Below are 21,848 nucleotides of genomic sequence, written 5' to 3'. Positions count from 1 at the left end.
CCGGCCTGAGGCCCGCACCTCCTCCGGACGGCAGGCCCGGCTCTCCTCCGAAAGACGGAGAGCCGGGCCCTTCGCCGGAAGGAGGACCGCCACCACCGCCCGGTGCGAGCGTGGCGCCATGACCACAACTCGCCTTTCCCGCCGCCGAATCGGCGTCACGCTCCTGGCCGCCGCCCTCGCCTCGCTCGCACCGGGTGCAGCGGCAGCCGCGCCCGCGAGCCAGGCCGCCGCCGGCTTACAGCCCGAACTGAACGCGCTGGTCGAGCAGGGCACCAGCACCGCCGCCCTCGCCGAGGTCCGCGACCAAGGGCGCATCACCTGGCGCGGCGCGGCCGGCACCGCCGACCTGGCCACTGGCCGATCGGCCCACGCCGACGGACGGTTCCGGATCGCCAGCGTCACCAAGACCTTCGTCTCGACCGTCACCCTGCAGCTGGTCGGCGAGGGGCGGATCGGGCTCGACGACCCGATCGAGCACTACCTCCCCGGCGCCGTACCGAACGGCGCCGCCATCACCGTCCGGCAACTCCTCAACCACACCAGCGGGCTGGGCAACTACCTGGACGACCCGAAAGTGCGCGACACCACCGAGGCGGGCAACCGGGAGTTCCTCGCCACCGGCCGCTGGATCGAGTACACCCCGGAACGGCTGCTGGCCATCGGCGCCGCCATGTCGCCGTACTTCGCCCCCGGGCAGGGCTGGCACTACTCCAACACCAACTACGTCGTCATCGGCATGCTCATCCGGCAGGTCACCGGGAACAGTTGGCGGGAGGAGGTGGAGAACCGGATCATCCGGCCGCTCGGGCTGCACCACACCACCCTGCCCACCACCTCCACCGCGATCCCCGGCCCGCACGCGCGCGGCTACTTCAAGCTCTCCGAGGGCGCGGCGGACGTCACCCGGCTCTCCCCGACCATCGCGGACGCGGCCGGCGCCGCCATCTCCACCACCGACGACCTCACCCGCTTCCACGCGGCCCTGTTCAGCGGCCACCTGCTCGCCCCGGCGCAGCTCGCCGAGATGACCGCCACCGTTCCGATCCCCGACGCGCCCGACCACGCCGAGTACGGGCTCGGCGTGGTCCGCTACGACCTCTCCTGCGGCCAGTTCTGGGGTCACCCCGGCGAGATCCCCGGCTACTCGACCGGCCTGCTCGGCACCCGGGACGGCAGCCGCCAGTACGCGATCTCCTACAACGAGTACGACAAGAGCGACCGCCGGAAGTCCGACCGGCTCTACCGGGCCTTCGAGGAGAAAGCCCTCTGCGACTCCCCGGCCACCTCGGGCTGAACCCCACCTCAACGGGCCCGCGCGCTCAGGGCTCCTGAGGGCGCGGGGCCCGGAGGTGGTCCGGTGATGCTAGAAGCCCGCGCCGGCAGTCGCATCCTGCCTGGGCAGCACCCGGGGCACGCTCGGGCTGCCGTCGGGGAGGACGTCGAAGACGGTGAGCTTCTCGCGGCCGGTCACGGTGATCTGGTCCGGGCCGGACCAGTCGATGCGGACGAAGTCACCGCCCCGGGTGTTCCAGATGCCCATGCTCCAGTGACGGGCGGACCAGCCGCTGCCGGCCTCCAGCTCCACCTGGTAGACGGGGTCGGTCGAGAAGGCGACGTTGGTGACGGTCAGCACCCGGTCCGGACGGTTCGGGCTGACGAACCGATCCTCCCGACCTCCGTGGCTGCTGAACACCAGGGACAGGGCCAGGACCGGCACCGCGGCTACGACGAGGGGTGCCAGGACGGCCGCGCAGCCGATCTGCGCGAACCGGGTGCGGAACTCCAACTCGATCAGCAGCGAGGCCACGATCAGCACCACCGCCGTCCCGATGAGCAGGATCGGACGGTTGAGCCAGTGCTCGAGCACCACCAGGCCGCCGGAGCGCGAGGCGTGCCAGCCCGGCAGGTACGCCAGCAGCGCGAGGAGTGCCGCGCCTCTGAGCCCCCAGGCGATCTGTCTGCGACGCCTCGCCGTCATCCGTCCCCCCGGGCGGTCTTTTGTCGATCTTTGCGCGGACTTTACTACAGGGGGGCTGCCGCGCCCGGGGCTGCTGACGGACCCTCCGTTACGAGACCAGGGACTCACCGCCCTGGAACCCGAACCCCAGGGCCTCAGGGTGCAGTGCCAGCCGGGGCCGTCGGGGCCGAAGGCCTGCGCGAAGACGACGTCGCTGTCCATGACGTGCAGGACGAGCACCGGCGCCCGGTCTCGGCGACGATCTCGGCGGCCGTTTCGACCAGGAGGCCGGTGCCCGGGGACGCCGGCGCGGCCCGGGCGGCGAGTCTCCCCGCCTCCCGGGCCGTCCGGCGGCTACCGGCCGTACCCCCGTCACCGCCGGTAGAAGACGCTCCGCGACCAGAAGTAGCCGACCAGCGTGAGGCCGGTGCACCAGGCGACGGCTATCCAGCCGCTGTTGCCGATCCCGGTGCCCATCAGCAGGCCGCGCAGGGTCTCGATGATCGGGGTGAAGGGCTGGTACTCGGCGAACCACCGCAGGACGGTCGGCATCGAGTCCGGCGGGACGATCGCGCTGCCGATGAAGGGCAGGAACGTCAGCGGCAGCGGCGTGTTGCTCGCGCTCTCCGGCGTCTTCGAGACCAGCCCGATGCCCGCCGAGATCCACGTCAGCGTGAGCGTCACGAACAGCAGCAGCCCTGCGGCCGCCAGCCACTCCACCGGGCCCGCACTCGACCGGAACCCCATGGCGAAGGCCGCACCGATCACCAGCACGAGCGCGACCACCGTCTGGATCACGCTCCCGACCACGTGCCCCGTCAGGAAAGCCGATCGCGAGATCGCCATCGTCCGGAACCGGTTGACGATCCCCTCGGTCATGTCGACGCAGACGCCCACCGCCGTGGCGACCGAACCCGCCGTCGCCGTCATCAGGACGATCCCCGGCGTCACGTAGTCGATGTAGCTCCCGCCCCCGATGCCGGCTCCCAACGCGCCCCCGAAGGCGTAGTTGAAGAGCAGAAGCATCATCACCGGCATCACCACGACGGAGAAGGTCATCGCCGGATACCGCTGGGCGCGCTTGAGGTTCCGGCGCAGCATGGTCAGCGAGTCGCTGACCGCATAGGTCGTCATCGCGCTCATCGCGCACCCTCCCCGGTGAGTTGCAGGAAGACGTCGTCCAGGTCGGCCGTCTCCACGACCAGCGACTCGGCTCGCACGGAGGCGTTGTCGAGTGCGTCCAGCACGGCCTTCACGGTGACCACGGAGTTGTCCCCCGGGATGTCCAATCGCAGCGCCTCCTCGTCAGCGGTGGCGTATTCGAACAGCGTGGCGGCGGCGTCCAGTTGCCCGGCGTCCGCGAACTGCAGCCGGATCCGACCGCCGGGGACGAACCGCTTCAGCTCCTCGGCCGTGCCCTCGGCGACGATCCGGCCGCCGTCCAGGACGGCTATCCGGTCGGCGAGTTGGTCGGCCTCCTCCAGGTACTGGGTGGTGAGGAAGATCGTCACGCCATGGTCGGCGACCAGCCCCCGGATGATCTCCCACATGGTGCGCCGGCTGCGCGGGTCCAGTCCGGTGGTCGGCTCGTCCAGGAAGATCACCTCGGGGTCGCCGACCAGCGTCATCGCCAGGTCGAGCTTGCGCCGCATGCCACCGGAGAAGGTGACGACGGGCTTGCGCGCGGCCTCGGTGAGGTCGAAGCGCCGCAGCAGTTCCTCGGCCCGCCTCCGCCCCTCCCGACGGCGGAGGTGGTTGAGGTCGGCCATCAGCAGCAGGTTCTCCTCCGCGGTGAGCAGGTTGTCCACCGCCGAGAACTGGCCGGTCACCCCGATCGCCTTGCGCACCCCGTCGGCCTCGCGGACCACGTCGTGGCCGGCCACCCGGACCGAGCCGCCGTCGGCCGGGACCAGGGTGGAGAGGATCTCCACCGTGGTGGTCTTGCCGGCGCCGTTGGGCCCGAGCAGGGCGAACACGGTGCCCGCCGGGATGGAGAGGTCGATGCCTCGCAGGACCGCCTTGTCCCCGTAGGACTTGGTCAGCCCGACCGCCGAGATCGCCGCCATCAGGCCCTCCGGATGGTGATGCTGCCGACCTGGGTGGTGCCACGGATCTCGACCGTCTCCCGGGCGTCGCCCGGGCCCTGCGCCGGGCCGAGGTCGTTGCGGACGGCGCCGAACTTGCTGTGCACGTCGAGCCAGGCCGCCGTGCCCTCCGCGATGCCGACCTCGACGTCCCCGACGCCGGCCTGCAGGTTGACCTTGCCCCGGACGACCTGGCCGAGCCGGATGTGCCCGTTCGCCGTCTTGGCCTCCACGCCCGCCTCGGCGGAGCCGACGTGGATCCGGCCGTTGGAGGAGTTGGCCGTCAGCTCGCCCCGTACCTCGTCGATCTCGGTGTCGCCGTTGCTGTTCTTGACGGTCAGCCAGCCGCCGACGGTGCCGACCTCGATCCGGCCGGAGCCGGTCACCTCGGCGTTCCCGGCGACGGTGCCGATCCGGATGTCCCCCATGTCGGTCTTGATCCGCACGTGCTCGGCCCGGTCGAGCTGGATCCGGCCCATGGAGGTCTTGATCCGGCAGTCGCCGAGCGGGCCCTCGGTGACGAAGTCCGACATCGGGGACTCGGCGTGCACCTCGGAGCCGAGGGGCAGCTCGACCGTGATCTCGATCGAACCCTTCCGGCTGGAGAACACGGTGCGCTGCTTGGGGCCCTTGACGGTGAGCCGACCGCCGGAGAAGTCGACCTGGGTCAGCTCGGCGGCCTTGACGTCGGCGTCCCTGGTCGCGGCCGTGGGCCGGACCTCGATCGTCGCGTCGGTGCGCTTGCTCGCCCGGATCCACACCGAGCCGATCTCGAAGTCCAGGGCGACGGAGATCGGTCCGTCGGTCTCGTACGTAGGCATGGCTGTCCCGTCCTCTTGGCTCGTGTGGGTGTTCCCGCTGGTCGCAGCGGGGGTGACGTTGAAGGGGCAGATGGTCGGTCGGTGCCGGAGGTGTCAGTGGACCCAGCCGGTGAAGCCCTGGCCGCCCACGCCGCGCGTGGTGCGGGTGCCGAGGTCGGCGGCCGGTCGGGCGGGCGGGCGGCCGCCCTCCACCGCGCCGGCGACGGCCCGGACCAGCCAGGCGTTGAGCGAGAGGCCCTCCTGTCCGGCGGCCTCCTCCGCCCTGGCCTTGAGGTTCGCGGGCAGGCGCAGGTTGATCCGGGCGGTGCCCGCCTCATCGGACTCCGGCGCCACGGGCGGCACGAGTGGCACCACCGGCGACGCCATCGGTGATGCCATCGACGGCGCAACGGGCGGCACTTCTCCGTGGAAGCCACCGGAGCCGGGCGGCGCGGTCACCACGAACTCGGGATCGAGGCCGCGCAGCCGCACGTCCACCGAGCCCGGGGCGAGGTCACGGGTGACTTCGCCCATGGCGGCCGAGAGGGCGTTGAGCAGGGTGAGCCGCACGGCCGACTCCAGTGGGAGCGTCAGCCGCTCGGCCAGCGCACGGGCTTCGTCCCCGCCGGTGGCGGCGGCCACCGCGAGCTCGTTCCGGAGGTTTTCGACGTACGGCGTGAGGTCCATGGTCAGAGCATGGCACAGCCATGGTGCCATGTCGAGGCATTTGTGGCAGCACTTTGGCACCACCACCCGGAAGGCCCGGCGCCACCAAACGGAACCGCCCCGCCGACCGAGGTCGACGGGGCGGTTCACCAGCGGAGACGTCAGCCCTGCTGCCAGCCGGCCAGGTAGGAGTCGATCTCGCCGACCAGGCGTGCCTTGCCCGCCTGCTCCAGGAAGGAGGCCTCGACCGCGTTGCGGGCCAGTGCCGCCACCCCGGTCTCGTCCAGCCCCAGCAGCCGCGCCGCCACCGCGTACTCGGTGTTGAGGTCGGTGCCGAACATCGGCGGGTCGTCGCTGTTGACGGTCACCAGCAGCCCGGCGTCCACCATCCGCTTGATCGGGTGGTCCTCGATCCGCTCGACGGCCCGGGTGGCGATGTTGGAGGTCGGGCAGACCTCCAGGGGGATGCGGTGCTCGCCGAGGTGGTCGAGCAGCGCCGGGTCCTTGACCGCCTGGGTGCCGTGCCCGATGCGCTCGGCGCCGAGCTCGCGGATCGCGTCCCAGACCGTCTGCGGACCGGTGGTCTCACCGGCGTGCGGCACGGAGCGCAGGCCGGCCGCCCGCGCCCGGTCGAAGTACGGCTTGAACTGCGGCCGCGGCACACCGATCTCCGGACCGCCCAGGCCGAAGCTGACCAGGCCCTCGGGGGCCAGCTCGGTGGCGAGGCGGGCGGTGACCTCGGCCGCCTCCAGCCCGGCCTCGCCGGGGATGTCGAAGCACCAGCGCAGCACCACGCCGAGGTCCTTCTCGGCGCGCAGCCGGGCGTCCTCGATCGCCTCCATGAAGGCCACGTCCGGGATGCCGCGCTTGACCGAGGAGTACGGGGTGAGGGTCAGCTCCGCGTACCGGATGTTCTGCCGGGCCATGTCCTCGGCCACGCCGTAGGTGAGCGCGCGGACGTCCTCGGCGTCGCGGACCAGGTCCACCACGCTCAGGTAGACCTCGATGAAGTGCGCGAAGTCGGTGAAGGTGAAGTACTCGGCGAGCGCCGCCGGGTCCGTCGGCACCTTGGAGTTCCCGGCGTGCCGGGCGGCCAGCTCGGAGACGATGCGCGGCGAGGCGGAGCCGACGTGGTGGACGTGCAGTTCCGCCTTGGGCATCCCGGCGATGAACGCCTCGATGCTCCGGTCCGCGGCGCTGCCGCTACCAGTGGGGTTTCCGATCCGACTTCCGTCCGGCTGGACCACGGTGGTTCCCTTCTCCTGCTGCTCCGCGCCTTCTACGCGCGTATCGCGAATATCGGCCCAGGATAGGCCCAAACCCGGGCGCCCGGCTCTGGGCGCCGGGCCGGGGGCGGGCCGGGCGCCGGCCCGGGGTCAGCCGCCGAGCGCGGACGCCACGGTGTGGATCAGCAGCCCGGCCAACGCGCCGACCACGGTGCCGTTGATCCGGATGAACTGCAGGTCCCGCCCGACGTTGGCCTCGATCTTGCGGGAGGCGTCGTCGGCGTCCCAGCCCGCCACCGTCTCCGAGATCAGCGAGGTGATCTCGGCCCGGTAGGTGTCGACCAGGTACTGGGCGGCGTCCTGCAGCCAGCCGTCCACCTTGGCCTGCAGCCTGGCGTCGGTGGCCAGGCGCTCACCGAAGCGGCGCACGCCCTCGCGGATGCGCCGACGCAGTTCGCTGTCCTCGTCCTCGGCCGCGCCCATCACCAGGGTGCGCACCGCCGCCCAGGTGGAGTTGATCAGGTCCTGCACCTCGGGGCGGTTCAGCAGCTCGCCCTTGGCCCGCTCGACCCGGGCGATGGTCTCCGGGTCGGTCTGCAGCTCGGTGGCGAAGTCGGCGAGGAAGTTGTCGATCGCGCCGCGGGCCGGGTGGTCGGGGTCGTCCCGGATCTCGGTGACGAAGCGCAGCAGTTCCTTGTAGACCCGCTCGCCGACCTGGTGGTCGAGGAACTTCGGCGTCCAGCCCGGGGTCTTCTGGCTGACCTTCCGGACCACGTCCTCGTGGTTGGCGGTCAGCCAGCCGTGCGCCCGGACGGCGACGAGGTCCACCACGCCGCGGTGCCCGCCGTCCGCGACCACCTTGCCCAGCATCCGGCCCATCGGCTCGGCCACCGAGGTGGCGGCGGCCCGCCGGGTCACCGCCTCGGCCACCACCGCCCGCACGTCGTCGTCGCGCAGCACCGCGAGCAGGCCGCGCAGCGCCGCCGAGGCCTCCTTGGTGACCCGCTCGGCGCTGCCCGGCGCGGCCAGCCACTCCCCCAGCCGGCGGCCGACGCCGAGTGCGGCGAGCCGGCCGCGCACCACGTGTCCGGCCAGGAAGTTGTCGCCGACGAAGTCGCCGAGCGAGCGCCCGAAGGCGTCCTTCTTGGTCGGGATGATCGCGGTGTGCGGGATCGGCAGGCCGAACGGGCGCCGGAACAGGGCCGTCACCGCGAACCAGTCCGCCAGCGCACCGACCATGCCCGCCTCGGCGGCGGCCGCCACGTACCCGGCCCAGGCGCCGGCGCCGGTCGCCTTGGCCCAGGTGGAGAGGGCGAAGACCAGGGTCGCGAAGGCCAGCAGGCCGGTCGCGATGGTCTTCATCCGGCGGACGCCGCGTCTCTTCTGCTCGTCGGCCGCGGTGAACCGGACTCCGGGGCCGGTCCCGCTGAAGGCTTCGTCACTCACCCCGCCAGTCTGCCCGGTGCCCGGCGCGGACGGGGCGTGCCCCGCGATCACGCGCCCTGACCGGCGACCACCCGCCCTCAACCCCCGCCGCACGCCCCGGCTCACGCCCCGCTGCACGCCCCGACTCACGACGCACCCCCGGCCCCGCCCACGGACGGCCGCCGAGGCGGCCACCGCGGCCGTGGTGTCGGTGGTGGCGCGCAGCCGGCCCGGCCCTCGGCGACCACCCGCTTGAGCGCCTGGCCCAAACCCTCCTCCCGAGGGAACGGCCGCTCGCCCCGGTTGACGCTCTCCACCACCCGGGGCGCGATGTCCGCCCCGATCACCCGGTGCCCCTTCAGCGCGAACCGCACGGCCGGCGGCAGACCCGGCCTGCCCGGCCCGCCGCGCAGACGTCCAGGCGCGTCATCCCCGTCCTCGGTTCACCGAGTTGGCCAGCCGGCGCCACGCCGGATGGCGCCGCAGGCCGCGCCGCAGCTGCTCCGGGACGACGCCCCGCCACAGCTGCTGGGCGAGGTTGAGCGGCGGGGCGTCCGCGACCAGCGGCTCCTCGCGCAGCAGGAACAGCTCGTCCGGCAGCGCGAGCCGGGCGTCCCGCAGTGCCGGGTAGCCCGCGTAGTGCCGCCGGCCGTCCACCACCACCGGCGGTTCGCCGTGCGCCGCCTCGTAGCGGATCTGGTCGCGCAGCGCCTCCGGCCGTACGGCGACGGCGAGTTCGAGCCGCAGCCGGGCCGCGACCGGCAACCGGTGGTACACCGCGCGGGCCCCGAACCGCTCGACCAGCCGGCCGACCTCCACGCACACCCGCCGCTGCAGCCCGTCGTCCAGCAGCAGGAAGCCGTCCTGGAGCAGCCGGGGCACGTCCCAGCCGAAGCTGCGGGCCCGGATCGCGTCCAACTCCTCACCGGGCTGCGCCAGGTCGGCGGCGACCTGCTGCAGCGCGGCGATCCCGCGCAGCCGGTCCGGCACCGAGGCCCGCTCGGTGACGTTGCCCCGGTCCTCGCGCAGCACCAGGAAGTAGCTGTCGTAGCCGGCGAGGACGGACACCCGGCCCGCGCGCAGGCAGGCCTCCAGGGTGAACGACTGGTCCGAGAAGACCTTCAACTCCTCGTTGTGGCACAGCCCGTGGCGCCGGATGAGGTCGAGCCGGAACAGCTTGGTGTCGGACAGCGCCCAGGCCAGCGCCGAGTCGGTGAAGCCGACCGACTCGGCGTCGGCGTGGAAGATGCCCTGCGGCACCAGCCGCCCGTTCACCCCGACCTGCTTGGGCACCACCACGTCCGAGCCCCAGGCGTCGGCGGCCGCGACCAGCCGTTCCAGCGCTTCCGGGCCGAGCCGGTCATCGGCGCCGAGGAACAGCACGTAGCGGCCGCGGGCCATCGCCAGCCCCCGGTTGGCGGGGCCGGCCGGGCCGCCCGAGTTGGGCTGGTGGACCACCCGGAACAGCTCCGGGTGCCGGGCGGCGTACTCGTCCAGCAGCGCCTCCCCGCCGTCCGTGGAGCCGTCGTCGACGACCACCGCCTCCAGCCGCCCCGGCGCCAGGGACTGCCCGACCAGCGAGTCCAGGCAGGCGGTGAGGTACGGCATGGTGTTGTAGACCGCGACCACCACGGTCACGTCGGGTACGGTCATCGGGCGGCGGGCCTCCGGGGTGTGGTCGAGCGGGGTGCGGCCGAACGGGTTTGGCCAAGCGGGGTACGGCCGGGCGGGTTTGGCCGAGCGGGGGGTGCGGCCGAGCGGGGTTTGGTCGAACGGAACCTCGCCCCGTCAACTCGGCCGCCCGCCGGGGAGTCACGTGCCCTCCCCGGACGGGTGACCGGGCCCGAACACCCTCGCGAGTCGGCCGGCCGATCGCGACCTCGGCGAACGCCGGCCCGACCGCGCTAACCGATCGCGACCCTGGCGTACATCCGCGCGATCACGTCCTCGATGGCCGGCTCGCGCACCGAGAGGTCCACCAGCGGGTACCGCGCCGCGACCTCCGCCACGATCGGCGCCGCGCTCTCCCGCGCCGGGAAGGCCAGCCACTGGCGCGGCCCCTCGACCTTCACCACCCGCGCCCCGGCCACCTCGATCGGCGGCCGGGCCTCGGCCAGGTCGACCACCAGCGTCCGCTCGCTGCGCCCGGCGGCGTGCAGCCCGTCCAGTCCGCCGTCGTGGACGACCCGGCCGTGGTCGATCACCATCACCCGGTCGCAGAGCTGCTCGATGTCGGTGAGGTCGTGGGTGGTGAGCAGCACCGTGGTGCCGCGGTCGCGGTTGACCTCGCGCAGGAACTCGCGCACCTTGCCCTTGCTGACCACGTCCAGGCCGATGGTCGGCTCGTCCAGGTAGAGCACCTGGGGGTCGTGCAGCAGCGCGGCCGCGAGGTCGCCGCGCATCCGCTGGCCGAGCGAGAGCTGCCGGACGGGTGTGTCCAACAAGCCGGCCAGATCGAGCAGTTCGACGCAGCGGCCGAGGTTCTCGCGGTACCGCCGGTCGGGGATGCGGTAGATCCGACGGGCGAGTTCGAAGGAGTCGCGCAGCGGGAGGTCCCACCACAGGGTGGTGCGCTGGCCGAAGACCACGCCGATCCGGCGGGCCAGCGCGACGCGTTCGCGGGCCGGGTCGACCCCGGCGACGCGCAGCCGGCCGGAGCTGGGGACGAGGATGCCGGTGAGCATCTTGATGGTGGTCGACTTGCCGGCGCCGTTGGGGCCGATGTAGCCGACGCACTCGCCGGCCTCGACGGTGAAGCTGAGCCCGTCCACCGCGCGCACCTCGCGCTTGACCCGGCTGAACCGGCCGGTGCGGGCCCGCACGGTGAAGCTGCGGCGGACGTCCTGGAGTTCGATCAGTGCCATGGAAGTTCCTTACGGAGTACGGAGGTTCAGCTGCCGGTGCCGCGGTAGGCGCGCAGTCCGGCCCGCCAGGCGGTCCCGGCGGCGGCGACGCACAGCGCGGCGGCGACGGGGGAGGCGTACTGGAAGGCGGTGGGCAGCCCGAGCGGGTCGGGCCGGTCGAGGATGCGCAGGCTGGGCAGCCAGTTGACGAAGGCCAGCGGGACGCCGAAGACCACCCCGGCGACCAGTTCCTTGGCGAAGATGGTCGGCGGGTAGTGCAGCAGGGTCGCGCCGCCGTAGGTGAAGGAGTTCTGGATCTCCTTGGACTCGCCCCACCAGAACTGGACGGTGGCGCCGCCGACGTAGATCGCGCCGAAGATGACGGTGCCGCACACCAGCAGGACGGGCACCAGCAGCACCCGGTCCCAGGTCCAGTGCACGTCCAGGGTGGCCAGCGACCAGACGAGCACGATCACGGCCTGGAGCGGGCGGCCGAGCCGGCGCAGGCTGAAGCGCTCGGCGCACAGCTGGGACAGCGCGGGGGCGGGGCGGATCAGCATGGTGTCCAGCGAGCCGCTCATGATCCGCACGCCGAGGCCGTCGGCCGAGCCGACCAGCAGGTTGGCCATGCCGAGGGAGAAGGTCGCGGTGGCGTAGAGGAAGGCGATCTCCGGCAGGTTCCAGCCGCCGAGCCGGTCGGTGTGCCGGAACATGATCACCAGGACGACGAAGTCGAGGGAGTGGGTGACCAGGCTGGCCAGCAGGTTCAGGAAGAAGGAGGCCCGGTAGGCCATCATCGAGCGCATCCACATCCGGGCACACAGCCACCAGGAGCGGACCGCCCAGGACGTCCGGGCGGCGAACGAGTCAGCGGCGAACGAGTCAGCGGCGAACGAGTCAGCGGCGGACGAGTCAGCGGCGAGCGGCTCAGCGGCGAGCGGCTCAGCGGCGAGCGGCTCAGCGGCGAGCGGCTCAGCGGCGAGCGGCTCAGCGGCGAGGGGATCAGCCACCCTGAACCACCACCCGGCGGGTCGCCAGCCACTGGGCACCCCGCCCGGCGGCGAGCAGCACGGCCGCCCAGCCGAGCTGGAAGCCCAGCGCCGGGAGCAGCCCGCTGCCCTCGGCCCGCTCCAGGAAGACGTCGGTCGGCACCTTGACCAGGGCCGCCCAGGGCAGCACCCGGCCGAGGTCGCCGAGCCAGCCGGGGAAGAGAGCGATCGGCAGCAGCATCCCGGAGAAGAACATCGAGACCACCAGCATCACCGCGCGCACCCCCTCCGAGTCGTGCAGCCAGAAGCCGGTGATCGAGACCAGGAACCGCAGCCCGAAGCTGACCAGCAGCGCGAGCAGGGCGGAGAGCAGGAAGAACACCCAGGTCAGCGGGTGCTCGGGCATCCGGGTGCGGAACACCAGCGCGCCCACCAGCATCGGCACGGTGCCGCGGACCAGCGCCTGGAAGCCGGCCCGGCCGAGGTCGGTGGCCAGCCACCAGCCCTGGAAGTCGACCGGGCGGTAGAGGTCGACGGCGATGTCACCGCTGCGGAAGCGGTCCTGGACGTCGTCCTGGAAGCCCCCGCCCCAGACCGCGATGGTGACCAGCAGGCCCTGGCTGACCCAGATGTAGGTGACGGCCTGGCTCTGGTCGTAGCCGCCGAGGCCCGGGCGGGCCTGCCAGAGCGCGAGGAAGGAGGAGGCCAGGATGATGCCGAAGACGGTGTTGGTGAAGGTGCCGGCCAGGGTGGCGGCCCGGTAGGTGGAGTAGCGGCGGAAGGCGCCGCGGGCGACGGCGGCGTACAGCCCGGCGGCGGATCCACCGGAGGTATCAGGGGGCCTCGCCCCGACGAGTGCGGCGTTCGGCATATTGTCTCCTTGTCGACAAATACGGGCAGACGGCTGCCCGCAGACGTCCGCGCACACCCCAGCGGCCCCGACCGACCACACCCGGGGGTACCGGGCTCGGCGGACGGAGCTGTCAGAAGTCAGTGCGCTATGCGATTTGCACCTTTCACCGTACCGCCGGCCCCCATCACCCGCACCCAAATTTCCGAGGCACCCCAAGACGCATCCCAGGACGCATCCCAAGACGCACCCGGGGCTCCCCGAGACGCACGCCCAGGGCGCACGCCGCCCCCCGCACAACCGCGCACCTCAGCCCCCGGCCGCCGCTGAACTCACGTCAAATAGCAGATAATCCCGTCATGACCTCGAGCACCCGACGCCAGGCCAAACGGGCCGCCCGCCGCGAAGCCCGCCGCGCCCTCCCCCTCTGGCGCCGGCTCCTGCCCACCTGGCGGATCACCCTCGGCACCCTCACCGCCCTCCTGCTGCTCGCCGTCGGCGCCTTCGCCGTGCTCTACGTCATCGTCCCCGTGCCCGACCCCAACGCCCACGCCGTCGCCCAGAACAACATCTACCTCTACGCCGACGGCACCACCGAGATCGCCCGCACCGGCGCCGTCAACCGCACCGACGTCACCATCGACCAGATCCCCCTGCAGACCCAACAGGCAGTCGTCTCCGCCGAGGACCGCACCTTCTACCAGAACCGCGGCATCGACCTGAAGGGCATGCTCCGCGCCGGCTGGAACACCCTCCTCGGCAAGGGCATGCAGGGCGGCTCCACCATCACCCAGCAGTACGTCAAGAACTACTACCTCACCCAGGACCAGACCTTCGCCCGCAAGGGCCGCGAACTCTTCATCGCCCTCAAGGTCGACCAGCAGCGCAGCAAGAACGAGATCCTCGCCGGCTACCTCAACAGCAGCTACTACGGCCGCGGCGCCTACGGCATCCAGAGCGCCGCCCACGCCTACTACGGCGTCGACGTCTCCCAACTCACCCTCGGCCAGGGCGCCTACCTCGCCTCCCTGCTCCAGGCCCCCAGCCTCTACGACGTCAAGACCGCCACCCCCGCCAACCGCGAAAAGGCCATCGCCCGCTGGAACTACGCCCTCGACGGCATGGTCCAACTCGGCTTCCTCACCACCGCCGACCGCAACGCCACCACCTTCCCCGAACCCATCGACCCCCAGCCCGCCACCGGCCTCGCCGGCCAGGCCGGCTACCTCGTCGGCGTCGCCGACGACTACCTCATCTCCTCCGGCACCATCGACGCCGCCACCCTCAAGGCCGGCGGCTGGCGCATCACCACCACCTTCGACAAGCCCAAGCAGGACGCCTTCGTCAAAGCCGTCCAGGACGAACTCACCGGCGAACTCGACCCCAAGGCCCGCCCCACCACCGACACCGACGTCCGGGTCGCCGGCGCCTCCGTCGAACCCGCCACCGGCCGCGTCGTCGCCGTCTACGGCGGCCCCGACTACGCCAAACAGCCCTTCAACGACGCCCTGCGCCAGGACAACCAGATCGGCTCCACCTTCAAACCCATCGACCTCGCCGCCGGCCTGATCGCCCAGCACACCGTCGACGGCCACCCCATCACCACCGAAACCCGCTACGACGGCACCAGCGAACGCCCCGTCACCGGCGGCCCCACCCCCTACGCGCCCCCCAACGAGGACGACGTCGACTACGGCAACATCACCCTGCGCTACGCCATGGTCAAGTCCGTCAACTCCGTCTACGCCCAGGAAGGCGTGGACGCCGGGCTCGCCCGGGTCCGCGACACCGCCGTCAAACTCGGCATCCCCGACAACGTCCGCGGCATGGACCCCGCCAACACCTCGATGACCCTCGGCACCGCCACCCCCAGCGCCCTCGACCTGGCCGGCGCCTACGCCACCCTCGCCAACCACGGCCAGGCCCACACCCCCTGGTCCGTCCAGAAACTCGAACGCGTCAACCCCGGCGGCGCCATCGACGTCCCCAAGATGCCCGACCACAAGGCCGTCGACGCCATCGGCCGCACGGTCGCCGACTCCGTCACCGACGTCCTGCGCGACGTCGTCAGCCCACGCGGCACCGGCGCCGCCGCCCTCGACCTCGGCCGCCCCGCCGCCGGCAAGACCGGCACCACCGACGCCAACCTCTCCGCCTGGTTCGCCGGCTACACCCCCGAACTCACCACCACCGTCGGCCTGTTCCGCGAGAACCCGAAGAGCCACGCCAAGGAACCGCTGGCCGGCACCGCAGGCCTCACCCGGATCAACGGCGGCGCCTTCCCCACCAAGATCTGGACCGCCTACATGACCGCCGCCCTCGGCGGCACCCCCACCCAGCAGTTCGACCTCCAGACCGGCCACAGCGCCCCCGGCCCCGACAGCTGGCCCACCACCGGCACCCCCAGCAGCAGCTCCCCCAGTACCACCCCCAGCCCCGCCACCACCGGAGCCCCCGCGCCCACCCCCAGCCACGCACCCAGCGCACCCGCGGCCGTCACCGACCAGCCCGGTCCCGGCCCCGGCCCCGCCGCCCCCAGCCCGCAGAACCCCCAGCCCACCCCCAGCCAGGACCAGCCCCTCCCCACCAGCCGCCCCACCCAGACCCGACCCGCCCAGCCCAGCAACCCGCCCACCGCCACCACCGGACCCACCAGCACGGCGGTCGCCCCGGCCCCGGCCCGGTGACCCCGCAGCGCTACCCCTTCGCGACCAACTCCCGCTCCAACGGCGTCCGGAAGCGCGGCGTCACCCGCACCTCCCCCAACCACCCCGCCAACCGCCCCGCCTCCACCGCGACCGCCCGCTCCGCCTCCACCCCGACGTCCCGGAACAACCGCCACACCACCTCACCGTCCGCCCGCTGCGCCCAGCCGCCGACCACCTCACCGCACCACCACACCGTCGGCCCGGCGTTGCCCGCCCGGTCGAACAAGGCCGGCACGTCCTCCGACCGCAGGTACCAGTCCCGCCCCCGCCAGCCCATCACCGCCGGATCCAACGCCGGCAGCAGCGCCGCCCACGGCTCCACCGCCGCCACCGGCCCCTCGTCCCCCGGCAGCACCAGGGCCGCCGCACCGTCCGCCAGCGCCACCCCCCGCGCCCCCACGTCCGCCAGCGCCGCCCGGACGTCCCCCAGCGTCCAGCCCGTCCACCACTTCACGTCCTCCACCGTGGCCGGACCGTACGCCCCCAGCCAGCGCCGCACCACCTCCGCCTTCGCCTCCCGCACCGGCACCTCCGGCCACTGCGGCACCAGCGCCCACGGATAGCTGCTGCTCAACCACGACCCGCGCGGACGGCACCGGCGCACGTGCCCGTCCGAGGCCAGCAACCGCAGCAGCCGACTGCCCACGCTCTGCTTCGCCTCGTACGCCTTGCCCGCCGACATCAGCATCGTCTCGCGCAACTGCGGCACGTCCCGGCCGAGTTCCTGGGTCGTCGCCTCCCCGCGCACGGCCAGCGCGGCCAGCACCTCGCGCTCCGTCTCCGCCAGCCGGGCCGCGTCCCAGCCCTCGGCGTGGTCCCGCAGGTGCTTCAGCAGCGTCGCCCGCTCCTTCGCCGCGATCGCCCGCGCCGCCCCCGCACTCACATAAGGGGCCAGGCCCTCCGTCACCGCGAAGATCGTCCGCCGCATCGACAACAGCTTCACCAGCGAGACGTCCTCGTACAGCGCCCGGTCCACCTCCGCCGCCGACGGCTCCGCCAGCCGCGCACAGGCCGACAGGTACACCGTCGCCGCGTCCGTCGCGTGCAGGCCGACCACCGCGTCGGCCACGTCCTCCACCCGCGCCGCCCGCACCGAAGGCGCCAACAACTGCCGACGCCCCAACCGGGCCCGCCGCTCGCCATCACCAATCACCGGGACGCCCATACCCGGACCCTAGCGGCCGCCACCGACAGAACCCGCCAAGTGCTCCACCGCCAGCTCCGCGAACTCGGCCAGCAACGGCGACGACCGCCCCGCCGCCCAGGCCAGGCACACCCGGTGCGGCGCGACATCCGAAACCGGCACGTGCACCACGTCCGAACGGGTGTAGAAGGCAGCCATCGACAACGGCAGCACCACCATCCCCTCCCCCGCCGCCACGTACTCCAGCTTCTCCTCCACCGTGTCCGCCCGCGGCCGCGACCGCTCCGGCCGCCGCCCCGACACCCCTGGCAGATCCCGCCACTCCGGCACCGAGTCCGGGTCCTGCAACAGCAGCTCACCACCCAACTCGGCCATCGCGACGGACACCTCACCCGCCAGCCGGTGCCCGGCCGGCAACACCGCCACCCGCGGCTCGGCGAACAGCGGACGCAGCACCAGCCCCCGCCGCTCCACCGGCAAGCGGACGAAGGAGACATCCACCCGGCCGTCCAGCACCACCCCCGCCTGGTCACTCCAGGACGTCCGCACCACCTCCACCACCAGCCCCGGATGCCGCCCACGCAACGCCCGCACCGCCGCCGTCACCGTCACCCCCGGCATGAACCCCACCACGAACCGGTCCGGCCCCTCACCCGACCGCCCCACCCGCCGCCGCAACGCCTCCGCCGCCGCCAGCAACGGCGGCGCATCCTCCAACAACTGCCGCCCCGCATCCGTCAGTTCGGTGGAACGACGATCCCGCCGGAACAACCGCGCACCGAACTCCGCCTCCAACGCCCGGATCTGCCGCGACAAGACGGGCTGCGCGATGTGCAGCTCCACCGCCGCCCGCCCGAAGTGCAACTCCCGCGCCACCGCCACGAAATACCGCAGCTTCCGCAGATCGACGTCCACCGCCACCCCCGACTCCCCACTGATACCCCGAGGGTATGACAGCCGGCCGAACAGGTCTTGGACGGCACCACCCCACCCGCCGCAAGATCGACACAACACCCCAGCCACACGACGAAAGGCACCACCATGCCCCTCAAGGACCAGCACGTCGTCGTCCTCGGCGGCACCTCCGGCATCGGCCTCGCCACCGCCGCCCTCGCCGCCGAACGCGGCGCCCGGGTCACCGTCGTCTCCAGCCGGCCGGACAGCGCCGAACGCGCCCTCAGCACCCTGCCCACCGGCACCGCCGCCGAGACCGCCGACCTCACCGACAGCCACCAGGTCACCGCCCTGTTCGACCGCCTCGGCCCCCTCGACCACCTCGTCTACACCGCCGGCGACCCGCTCACCCTGCTGACCGTCGACACCATGGACCTCGACGCCGCCCGCGCCTCCTTCACCCTCCGCTACTTCGGCGCCCTCGACGCCGTCCGCACCGCCGTCCCGCTGCTGCGCCCCGGCGGCTCCATCACCCTCACCTCCGGCACCGCCGGCATGCGCCCGGTACCGGGCTGGAGCGTCGCCGCGAGCATCTGCGGCGCCGTCGAAGCCATGGTCCGGGCACTGGCCGTGGAGCTCGCCCCGATCCGGGTCAACGCCGTCCGCGCCGGGATGATCCGCACCCCGCTCTGGTCCGGCCTGCCCGAGACCGACCGCGAGCAGATGTACGCGCAGACGGCCGCCGCCCTCCCCCTCGGCCGGATCGGCGTCCCCGAGGACACCGCCAAGGCCTACGCCTACCTGATGGAACAGCGCTTCGCCACCGGCACCGTCCTCACCGTCGACGGCGGCGGACTGCTCGCGTAGCCCGTCCGATCACAGGCGCGGCCCGATCACGGACAGAAGCCGATCACAGGTACAGGCCCGTCGAACCCTCCGTGTCCCCGAAGCGCGTCGCCGCCACCGCGTGCAGGTCGCGCTCGCGCAGCAGCACGTAGGTCGCGCCCCGGACCTCGACCTCCAGCTTGTCCTCCGGGTCGTACAGCACCCGGTCACCCGGCTCCACCGAGCGCACGCTCTGGCCGACGGCCACCGCCTCCGCCCACGTGCACCTTTTACTCAGCTCCGCGGTCGCCGGAATCAGGATGCCGCCGGTCGAGCGGCGCTCGCCCTCACTGCCCTCGATGCGCACCAGCACGCGGTCGTGCAGCATCCGGATCGGCAGTTTCTCGCCCAGCCGGTCGTGCCGCGTGGAGTCGTGCCCGTGGTCGGAATGCGTCGGGTTGTCGTTCGTACTCACGGTCCCGAAGGTACCGCCCCGGGGCGCGGAGCGTGACGCTGGCCCGGCATGCGGAAGGGCCGGTCCCGCCCAGCGGCGGTCCGGCCCTCCGGAACCACGCTCAGTCCTTGCGGCGCTTGCGGGACGAAGCGATCAGCACCACCAGGCCGACGCCGACCAGCGCCGCCGGAACGATCCGCTCCTTGCGCGGCTGTCCCTTCTCGTCCACGAACTGCGCCCGGACCTTCTCGACCAGGCCGTTCGCGGCCACGTACGCCCGGGCCGTCCGCTCCTCGACGGAGGCCATCGCCTTGGCCTTGACCTGCGCGGAGATGGTGCTCGGGTGGATCCGCACGGCCAGCTCGTCCAGGTTCGTCGCCAGCCGCTCACGGGTGCGCTCGATGTCCGCCTCGATCTGCGCGGCCGTCCGCTGCGGCTTGTCCTGCGTGCTCGACTCGCCCACTCGGGCCACCCCATTCACTTGCCGATTCGTTCCTGTCGTCCTGTGCGACCGACCCAGTTTGTCAGCTGCCGAGCACGGCCGCGCGGCCCCACCCACCAACGGGGGTAAGTTTGCCGTGGTACGACCGCCCGTCCCAGCCTCCAGGAGAGTACGACCGTGACTGAGCGACTCCAGCCCGGCGACACCGCACCCGCCTTCAGCCTGTCCGACGCCGACGGCAACCAGGTCTCCCTCGCCGACCACCTGGGCCGCAAGGTCATCGTCTACTTCTACCCGGCCGCCCTCACCCCCGGCTGCACCAAGCAGGCCTGCGACTTCACCGACAACCTCGAGGTCTTCGCGGGCGCCGGCTACGACGTCATCGGCATCTCCCCCGACCAGCCGGAGAAGCTCGGCAAGTTCCGCGAGAAGGAGGACCTCAAGGTCACCCTGCTCTCCGACCCGGACCACGAGGTCCTGGAGGCCTACGCCGCCTACGGCGAGAAGCAGAACTACGGCCGCACCTACCAGGGCGTGATCCGCTCCACGATCATCGTGGACGAGCAGGGCAAGGTCGAGCGCGCGCTGTACAACGTCAAGGCCACCGGGCACGTCGCCAAGCTGCTGCGCGACCTCAAGGTCGAGGCCTAGGAACGGAGCAGCGGTGGCGTCCCACCCCCCGACCGGGTGTGCCGCCACCGCCGTTCTCTGTCCAACTGCCCGGCCGGATCACGACTTTGACGTTCGTGTACTGCTCCGTCAACTTCTCGGGGCCGAAGCCCCGGGCTTGCGGGTAACACCCGGCTGGCTGTCGGGTGGCTCCAAACCCCCGACGGGCCGTAACCATTCACCCCGCTCGAAATCGACACCTCCCACTTCACGGGGCAGGCACACGGCCGCGGCAAGCACTCGCCCACCAGAATTCCCGCCGACCAGCTCCTCGTCCAGCGCTCCTCGAAGGCCCTGCGGCTCCCCGGCTCGCGGATCCGTAGCGCCCCCGCCGAACTCGGCCGCCCGGAGCTGTGCGAGGCCTGCGGCACCGGCCCCGAGTGGCTCGGCCAGCCAATGACACTGGAGGTCGACCACATCAACGGCGACTGGTCGGACAACCGGCCGGACGACCTCCGATTGCTCTGCCCGAACTGCCGCTCTGTCACTCCGACCATTGCAGGCGGAAGAAGTGTGGCCGCTCCGCGCCGCACTGAATCACAGTATCCCCACCCCGGCCAAAGCCCTAGACTAAAGGCCATGCGGCCTTGGCGTAACAGGCAGCCGCGCGGGTTTTAGATGCCCGTGGGAGTAATCCCGTGAGGGTTCGAGTCCCTCAGGCCGCACCAGCCTTTGAATCGAAGGCCCGCCACCGAAGAGCATTCGGGGGTGGGCCTTCGTCGTTTCGGACTTCCCGTCAGCCCAGCAGGTCCTTCACCACCGGCGCCAGGGCGCGGAAGGCCTGGCCCCGGTGGCTGATGGCGTTCTTCTCGTCCGCCGTCAGCTCCGCGCAGGTGCGGGTCTCGCCCAGCGGCTGGAGGATCGGGTCGTAGCCGAAGCCGCCGTCGCCCGCCGGGGCGGTGCGCAGGGTGCCGAGGAGGCGGCCCTCGACGACGCGTTCGGTGCCGTCCGGCAGCGCCAGCGCGGCGGCGCAGAAGAAGTGGGCGCCGCGGTGGGCGGCGTCGATGTCGGAGAGCTGGGCGAGCAGCAGTTCCAGGTTGGCGCGGTCGTCGCCGTGCTTGCCGGCCCAGCGGGCGGAGAAGATGCCGGGCGCGCCGTTCAGCACGTCGACGCAGAGGCCGGAGTCGTCGGCGACGGCGGGCAGGCCGGTGGCGCGGGCGAGGGCGTGGGCCTTGAGCAGGGCGTTCTCGGCGAAGGTGACGCCGGTTTCGGGGACGTCCGGGATCTCGGGGTAGGCGTCGGCGCCGACGAGTTCGACGTCCAGGCCGGCGTCGCTGAGGATGGCGCGCAGCTCGGCGACCTTGTGCTGGTTGCGGGTGGCGAGGATCAGACGGGTGGACATATCGCCCACCCTACCGAGACCGCGGAGGGGATCAGCCGGTGCAGACCGAGGTGAGGTTGCCCGCCGCGTCGCCGAGTGGCTTGAGGTCGGGGGCCTGCTTGCGATCGATGGCCTGCTGGACCTTGTCGGCCTGCTTCTGCAGGTCGGTCACGGCTTTGGCGACGTCGGTGTTCTTGGAGTTCCTGCCGATCTGGTCGAGGTCGCCCTTGAGTTTCTGCAGTGCCTTGCCGGCGGCGGCCGAGTCGTTGCTGGAGTCGTCGTAGGCCTTGGTGAGGTCGGCGATGTCGCCGGTGACCTTGACGGCGGTGTTGCCGCAGTCGATGGCTTTCTGGGCGGCGGAGCAACTGACCATGCTGAGCGGGAGGATGGCGATCAGTCCGGCCACGGCGAGGGCGGCGGGGCGGGCGATGCTGGACTGCATCCGGTCCTCCTGGTGGGCGGGGGTTCCGTGGGGAGGGACGTGCGCCGCCGGGTGCGCGGTTCCCGCAGCGAGGGCGCTGCGGGAACCGTACGGGCTGGGGGCCGGGCGT

22 protein-coding genes and 1 tRNA gene are annotated in these 21,848 nt (G+C 72.4%); 6 read left to right on the top strand and 17 right to left on the bottom strand.

Annotated features, from left to right (window positions below; translation table 11 throughout):
- Positions 1-118 precede the first annotated feature (118 nt).
- Complete coding sequence (locus tag O1G21_RS24500) at positions 119-1,294, top strand: serine hydrolase domain-containing protein (RefSeq protein ID WP_270146737.1); 1,176 nt, start codon at positions 119-121, stop codon at positions 1,292-1,294.
- A gap of 69 nt (positions 1,295-1,363) precedes the next feature.
- Here the strand turns inward: O1G21_RS24500 and O1G21_RS24495 are convergent, their stop codons facing one another.
- From O1G21_RS24495 to O1G21_RS24440, 11 genes are all read right to left on the bottom strand, one after another.
- On the bottom strand, positions 1,364-1,978 hold the full coding sequence (locus O1G21_RS24495; protein WP_270146736.1) for a hypothetical protein: 615 nt from the start codon (positions 1,976-1,978) through the stop codon (positions 1,364-1,366).
- A 351-nt stretch (positions 1,979-2,329) separates the two neighbouring features.
- Complete coding sequence (locus tag O1G21_RS24490; protein ID WP_405000830.1) at positions 2,330-3,091, bottom strand: ABC transporter permease; 762 nt, start codon at positions 3,089-3,091, stop codon at positions 2,330-2,332.
- Positions 3,092-3,096: 5 nt separating this feature from the next.
- Positions 3,097-4,023 carry an ATP-binding cassette domain-containing protein gene (locus tag O1G21_RS24485; protein ID WP_270146734.1) on the bottom strand — a complete coding sequence of 309 codons (927 nt, stop codon included), beginning with the start codon at positions 4,021-4,023 and terminating at the stop codon, positions 3,097-3,099.
- On the bottom strand, positions 4,023-4,862 hold the full coding sequence (locus O1G21_RS24480) for a DUF4097 family beta strand repeat-containing protein (protein ID WP_270146733.1): 840 nt from the start codon (positions 4,860-4,862) through the stop codon (positions 4,023-4,025). Before O1G21_RS24480 ends, O1G21_RS24485 begins: the two co-directional genes overlap by 1 nt.
- A gap of 93 nt (positions 4,863-4,955) precedes the next feature.
- The gene (locus O1G21_RS24475) at positions 4,956-5,528 is read right to left on the bottom strand and encodes a toxin-antitoxin system HicB family antitoxin (RefSeq protein WP_270146732.1); all 573 of its coding nucleotides are present in this window, start codon (positions 5,526-5,528) and stop codon (positions 4,956-4,958) included.
- A 140-nt stretch (positions 5,529-5,668) separates the two neighbouring features.
- Entirely contained in the window at positions 5,669-6,688 is a 1,020-nt protein-coding gene (locus tag O1G21_RS24470) for an adenosine deaminase (RefSeq protein WP_405000829.1), read from the bottom strand.
- Positions 6,689-6,883: 195 nt separating this feature from the next.
- The gene (locus O1G21_RS24465; RefSeq protein WP_270146731.1) at positions 6,884-8,179 is read right to left on the bottom strand and encodes a DUF445 domain-containing protein; all 1,296 of its coding nucleotides are present in this window, start codon (positions 8,177-8,179) and stop codon (positions 6,884-6,886) included.
- Between the two features lie 405 nt (positions 8,180-8,584).
- Entirely contained in the window at positions 8,585-9,811 is a 1,227-nt protein-coding gene (locus O1G21_RS24455) for a glycosyltransferase family 2 protein (RefSeq protein ID WP_270146730.1), read from the bottom strand.
- Positions 9,812-10,062: 251 nt separating this feature from the next.
- Positions 10,063-11,022, bottom strand: a complete 960-nt coding sequence (locus tag O1G21_RS24450) for an ABC transporter ATP-binding protein (RefSeq protein ID WP_270146729.1) — start codon at positions 11,020-11,022, stop codon at positions 10,063-10,065.
- Between the two features lie 26 nt (positions 11,023-11,048).
- Complete coding sequence (locus O1G21_RS24445) at positions 11,049-12,011, bottom strand: ABC transporter permease (RefSeq protein ID WP_270146728.1); 963 nt, start codon at positions 12,009-12,011, stop codon at positions 11,049-11,051.
- Complete coding sequence (locus O1G21_RS24440) at positions 12,004-12,861, bottom strand: ABC transporter permease (RefSeq protein ID WP_270146727.1); 858 nt, start codon at positions 12,859-12,861, stop codon at positions 12,004-12,006. The genes O1G21_RS24445 and O1G21_RS24440 overlap by 8 nt, the downstream gene beginning before the upstream one ends.
- Positions 12,862-13,199: 338 nt before the next feature.
- Here O1G21_RS24440 and O1G21_RS24435 point away from each other — a divergent pair, with 338 nt between their 5' ends.
- A complete protein-coding gene (locus O1G21_RS24435) occupies positions 13,200-15,527 on the top strand; it encodes a transglycosylase domain-containing protein (RefSeq protein ID WP_270146726.1) in 2,328 nt (775 codons plus the stop codon).
- Positions 15,528-15,537: 10 nt separating this feature from the next.
- Here the strand turns inward: O1G21_RS24435 and O1G21_RS24430 are convergent, their stop codons facing one another.
- Positions 15,538-16,713 (bottom strand): winged helix DNA-binding domain-containing protein, encoded by a 1,176-nt coding sequence (locus O1G21_RS24430; protein ID WP_270146725.1) that lies wholly within the window; start codon positions 16,711-16,713, stop codon positions 15,538-15,540.
- 9 nt (positions 16,714-16,722) lie between these two features.
- On the bottom strand, positions 16,723-17,613 hold the full coding sequence (locus tag O1G21_RS24425) for a LysR family transcriptional regulator (RefSeq protein WP_333493493.1): 891 nt from the start codon (positions 17,611-17,613) through the stop codon (positions 16,723-16,725).
- Positions 17,614-17,733: 120 nt separating this feature from the next.
- Between O1G21_RS24425 and O1G21_RS24420 the strand changes: the two genes are divergently transcribed.
- Positions 17,734-18,453 carry an SDR family oxidoreductase gene (locus tag O1G21_RS24420; protein ID WP_270146724.1) on the top strand — a complete coding sequence of 240 codons (720 nt, stop codon included), beginning with the start codon at positions 17,734-17,736 and terminating at the stop codon, positions 18,451-18,453.
- Positions 18,454-18,496: 43 nt separating this feature from the next.
- On the opposite strand, the gene O1G21_RS24415 is transcribed toward O1G21_RS24420, so the two are convergent.
- Together O1G21_RS24415 and O1G21_RS24410 are read right to left on the bottom strand one after the other, a co-directional pair.
- The gene (locus O1G21_RS24415) at positions 18,497-18,799 is read right to left on the bottom strand and encodes a GroES family chaperonin (RefSeq protein ID WP_079136310.1); all 303 of its coding nucleotides are present in this window, start codon (positions 18,797-18,799) and stop codon (positions 18,497-18,499) included.
- Between the two features lie 187 nt (positions 18,800-18,986).
- Positions 18,987-19,328, bottom strand: a complete 342-nt coding sequence (locus O1G21_RS24410; protein ID WP_270146723.1) for a DUF3618 domain-containing protein — start codon at positions 19,326-19,328, stop codon at positions 18,987-18,989.
- Positions 19,329-19,484: 156 nt separating this feature from the next.
- Here O1G21_RS24410 and bcp point away from each other — a divergent pair, with 156 nt between their 5' ends.
- The 3 genes from bcp (at position 19,485) to O1G21_RS24400 (ending at position 20,644) form a co-directional block, all read left to right on the top strand.
- Entirely contained in the window at positions 19,485-19,958 is a 474-nt protein-coding gene (bcp, locus tag O1G21_RS24405; protein WP_270146722.1) for a thioredoxin-dependent thiol peroxidase, read from the top strand.
- A 414-nt stretch (positions 19,959-20,372) separates the two neighbouring features.
- Positions 20,373-20,594, top strand: a complete 222-nt coding sequence (locus O1G21_RS41825; RefSeq protein ID WP_405000701.1) for an HNH endonuclease — start codon at positions 20,373-20,375, stop codon at positions 20,592-20,594.
- A tRNA-Leu gene (locus O1G21_RS24400) sits at positions 20,558-20,644 on the top strand. The genes O1G21_RS41825 and O1G21_RS24400 overlap by 37 nt, the downstream gene beginning before the upstream one ends.
- 68 nt (positions 20,645-20,712) lie before the next feature.
- Here the strand turns inward: O1G21_RS24400 and rdgB are convergent.
- Positions 20,713-21,318 (bottom strand): RdgB/HAM1 family non-canonical purine NTP pyrophosphatase, encoded by a 606-nt coding sequence (rdgB, locus tag O1G21_RS24395; RefSeq protein WP_270146721.1) that lies wholly within the window; start codon positions 21,316-21,318, stop codon positions 20,713-20,715.
- 31 nt (positions 21,319-21,349) lie between these two features.
- Entirely contained in the window at positions 21,350-21,739 is a 390-nt protein-coding gene (locus O1G21_RS24390) for a hypothetical protein (protein WP_270146720.1), read from the bottom strand.
- Between the last annotated feature and the right edge of the window lie 109 nt (positions 21,740-21,848).

Origin of the sequence: Kitasatospora cathayae, from assembly GCF_027627435.1 — a bacterium.
Lineage (GTDB): Bacteria > Actinomycetota > Actinomycetes > Streptomycetales > Streptomycetaceae > Kitasatospora > Kitasatospora cathayae.
This window is presented reverse-complemented; position numbering and strand designations above follow the sequence as displayed.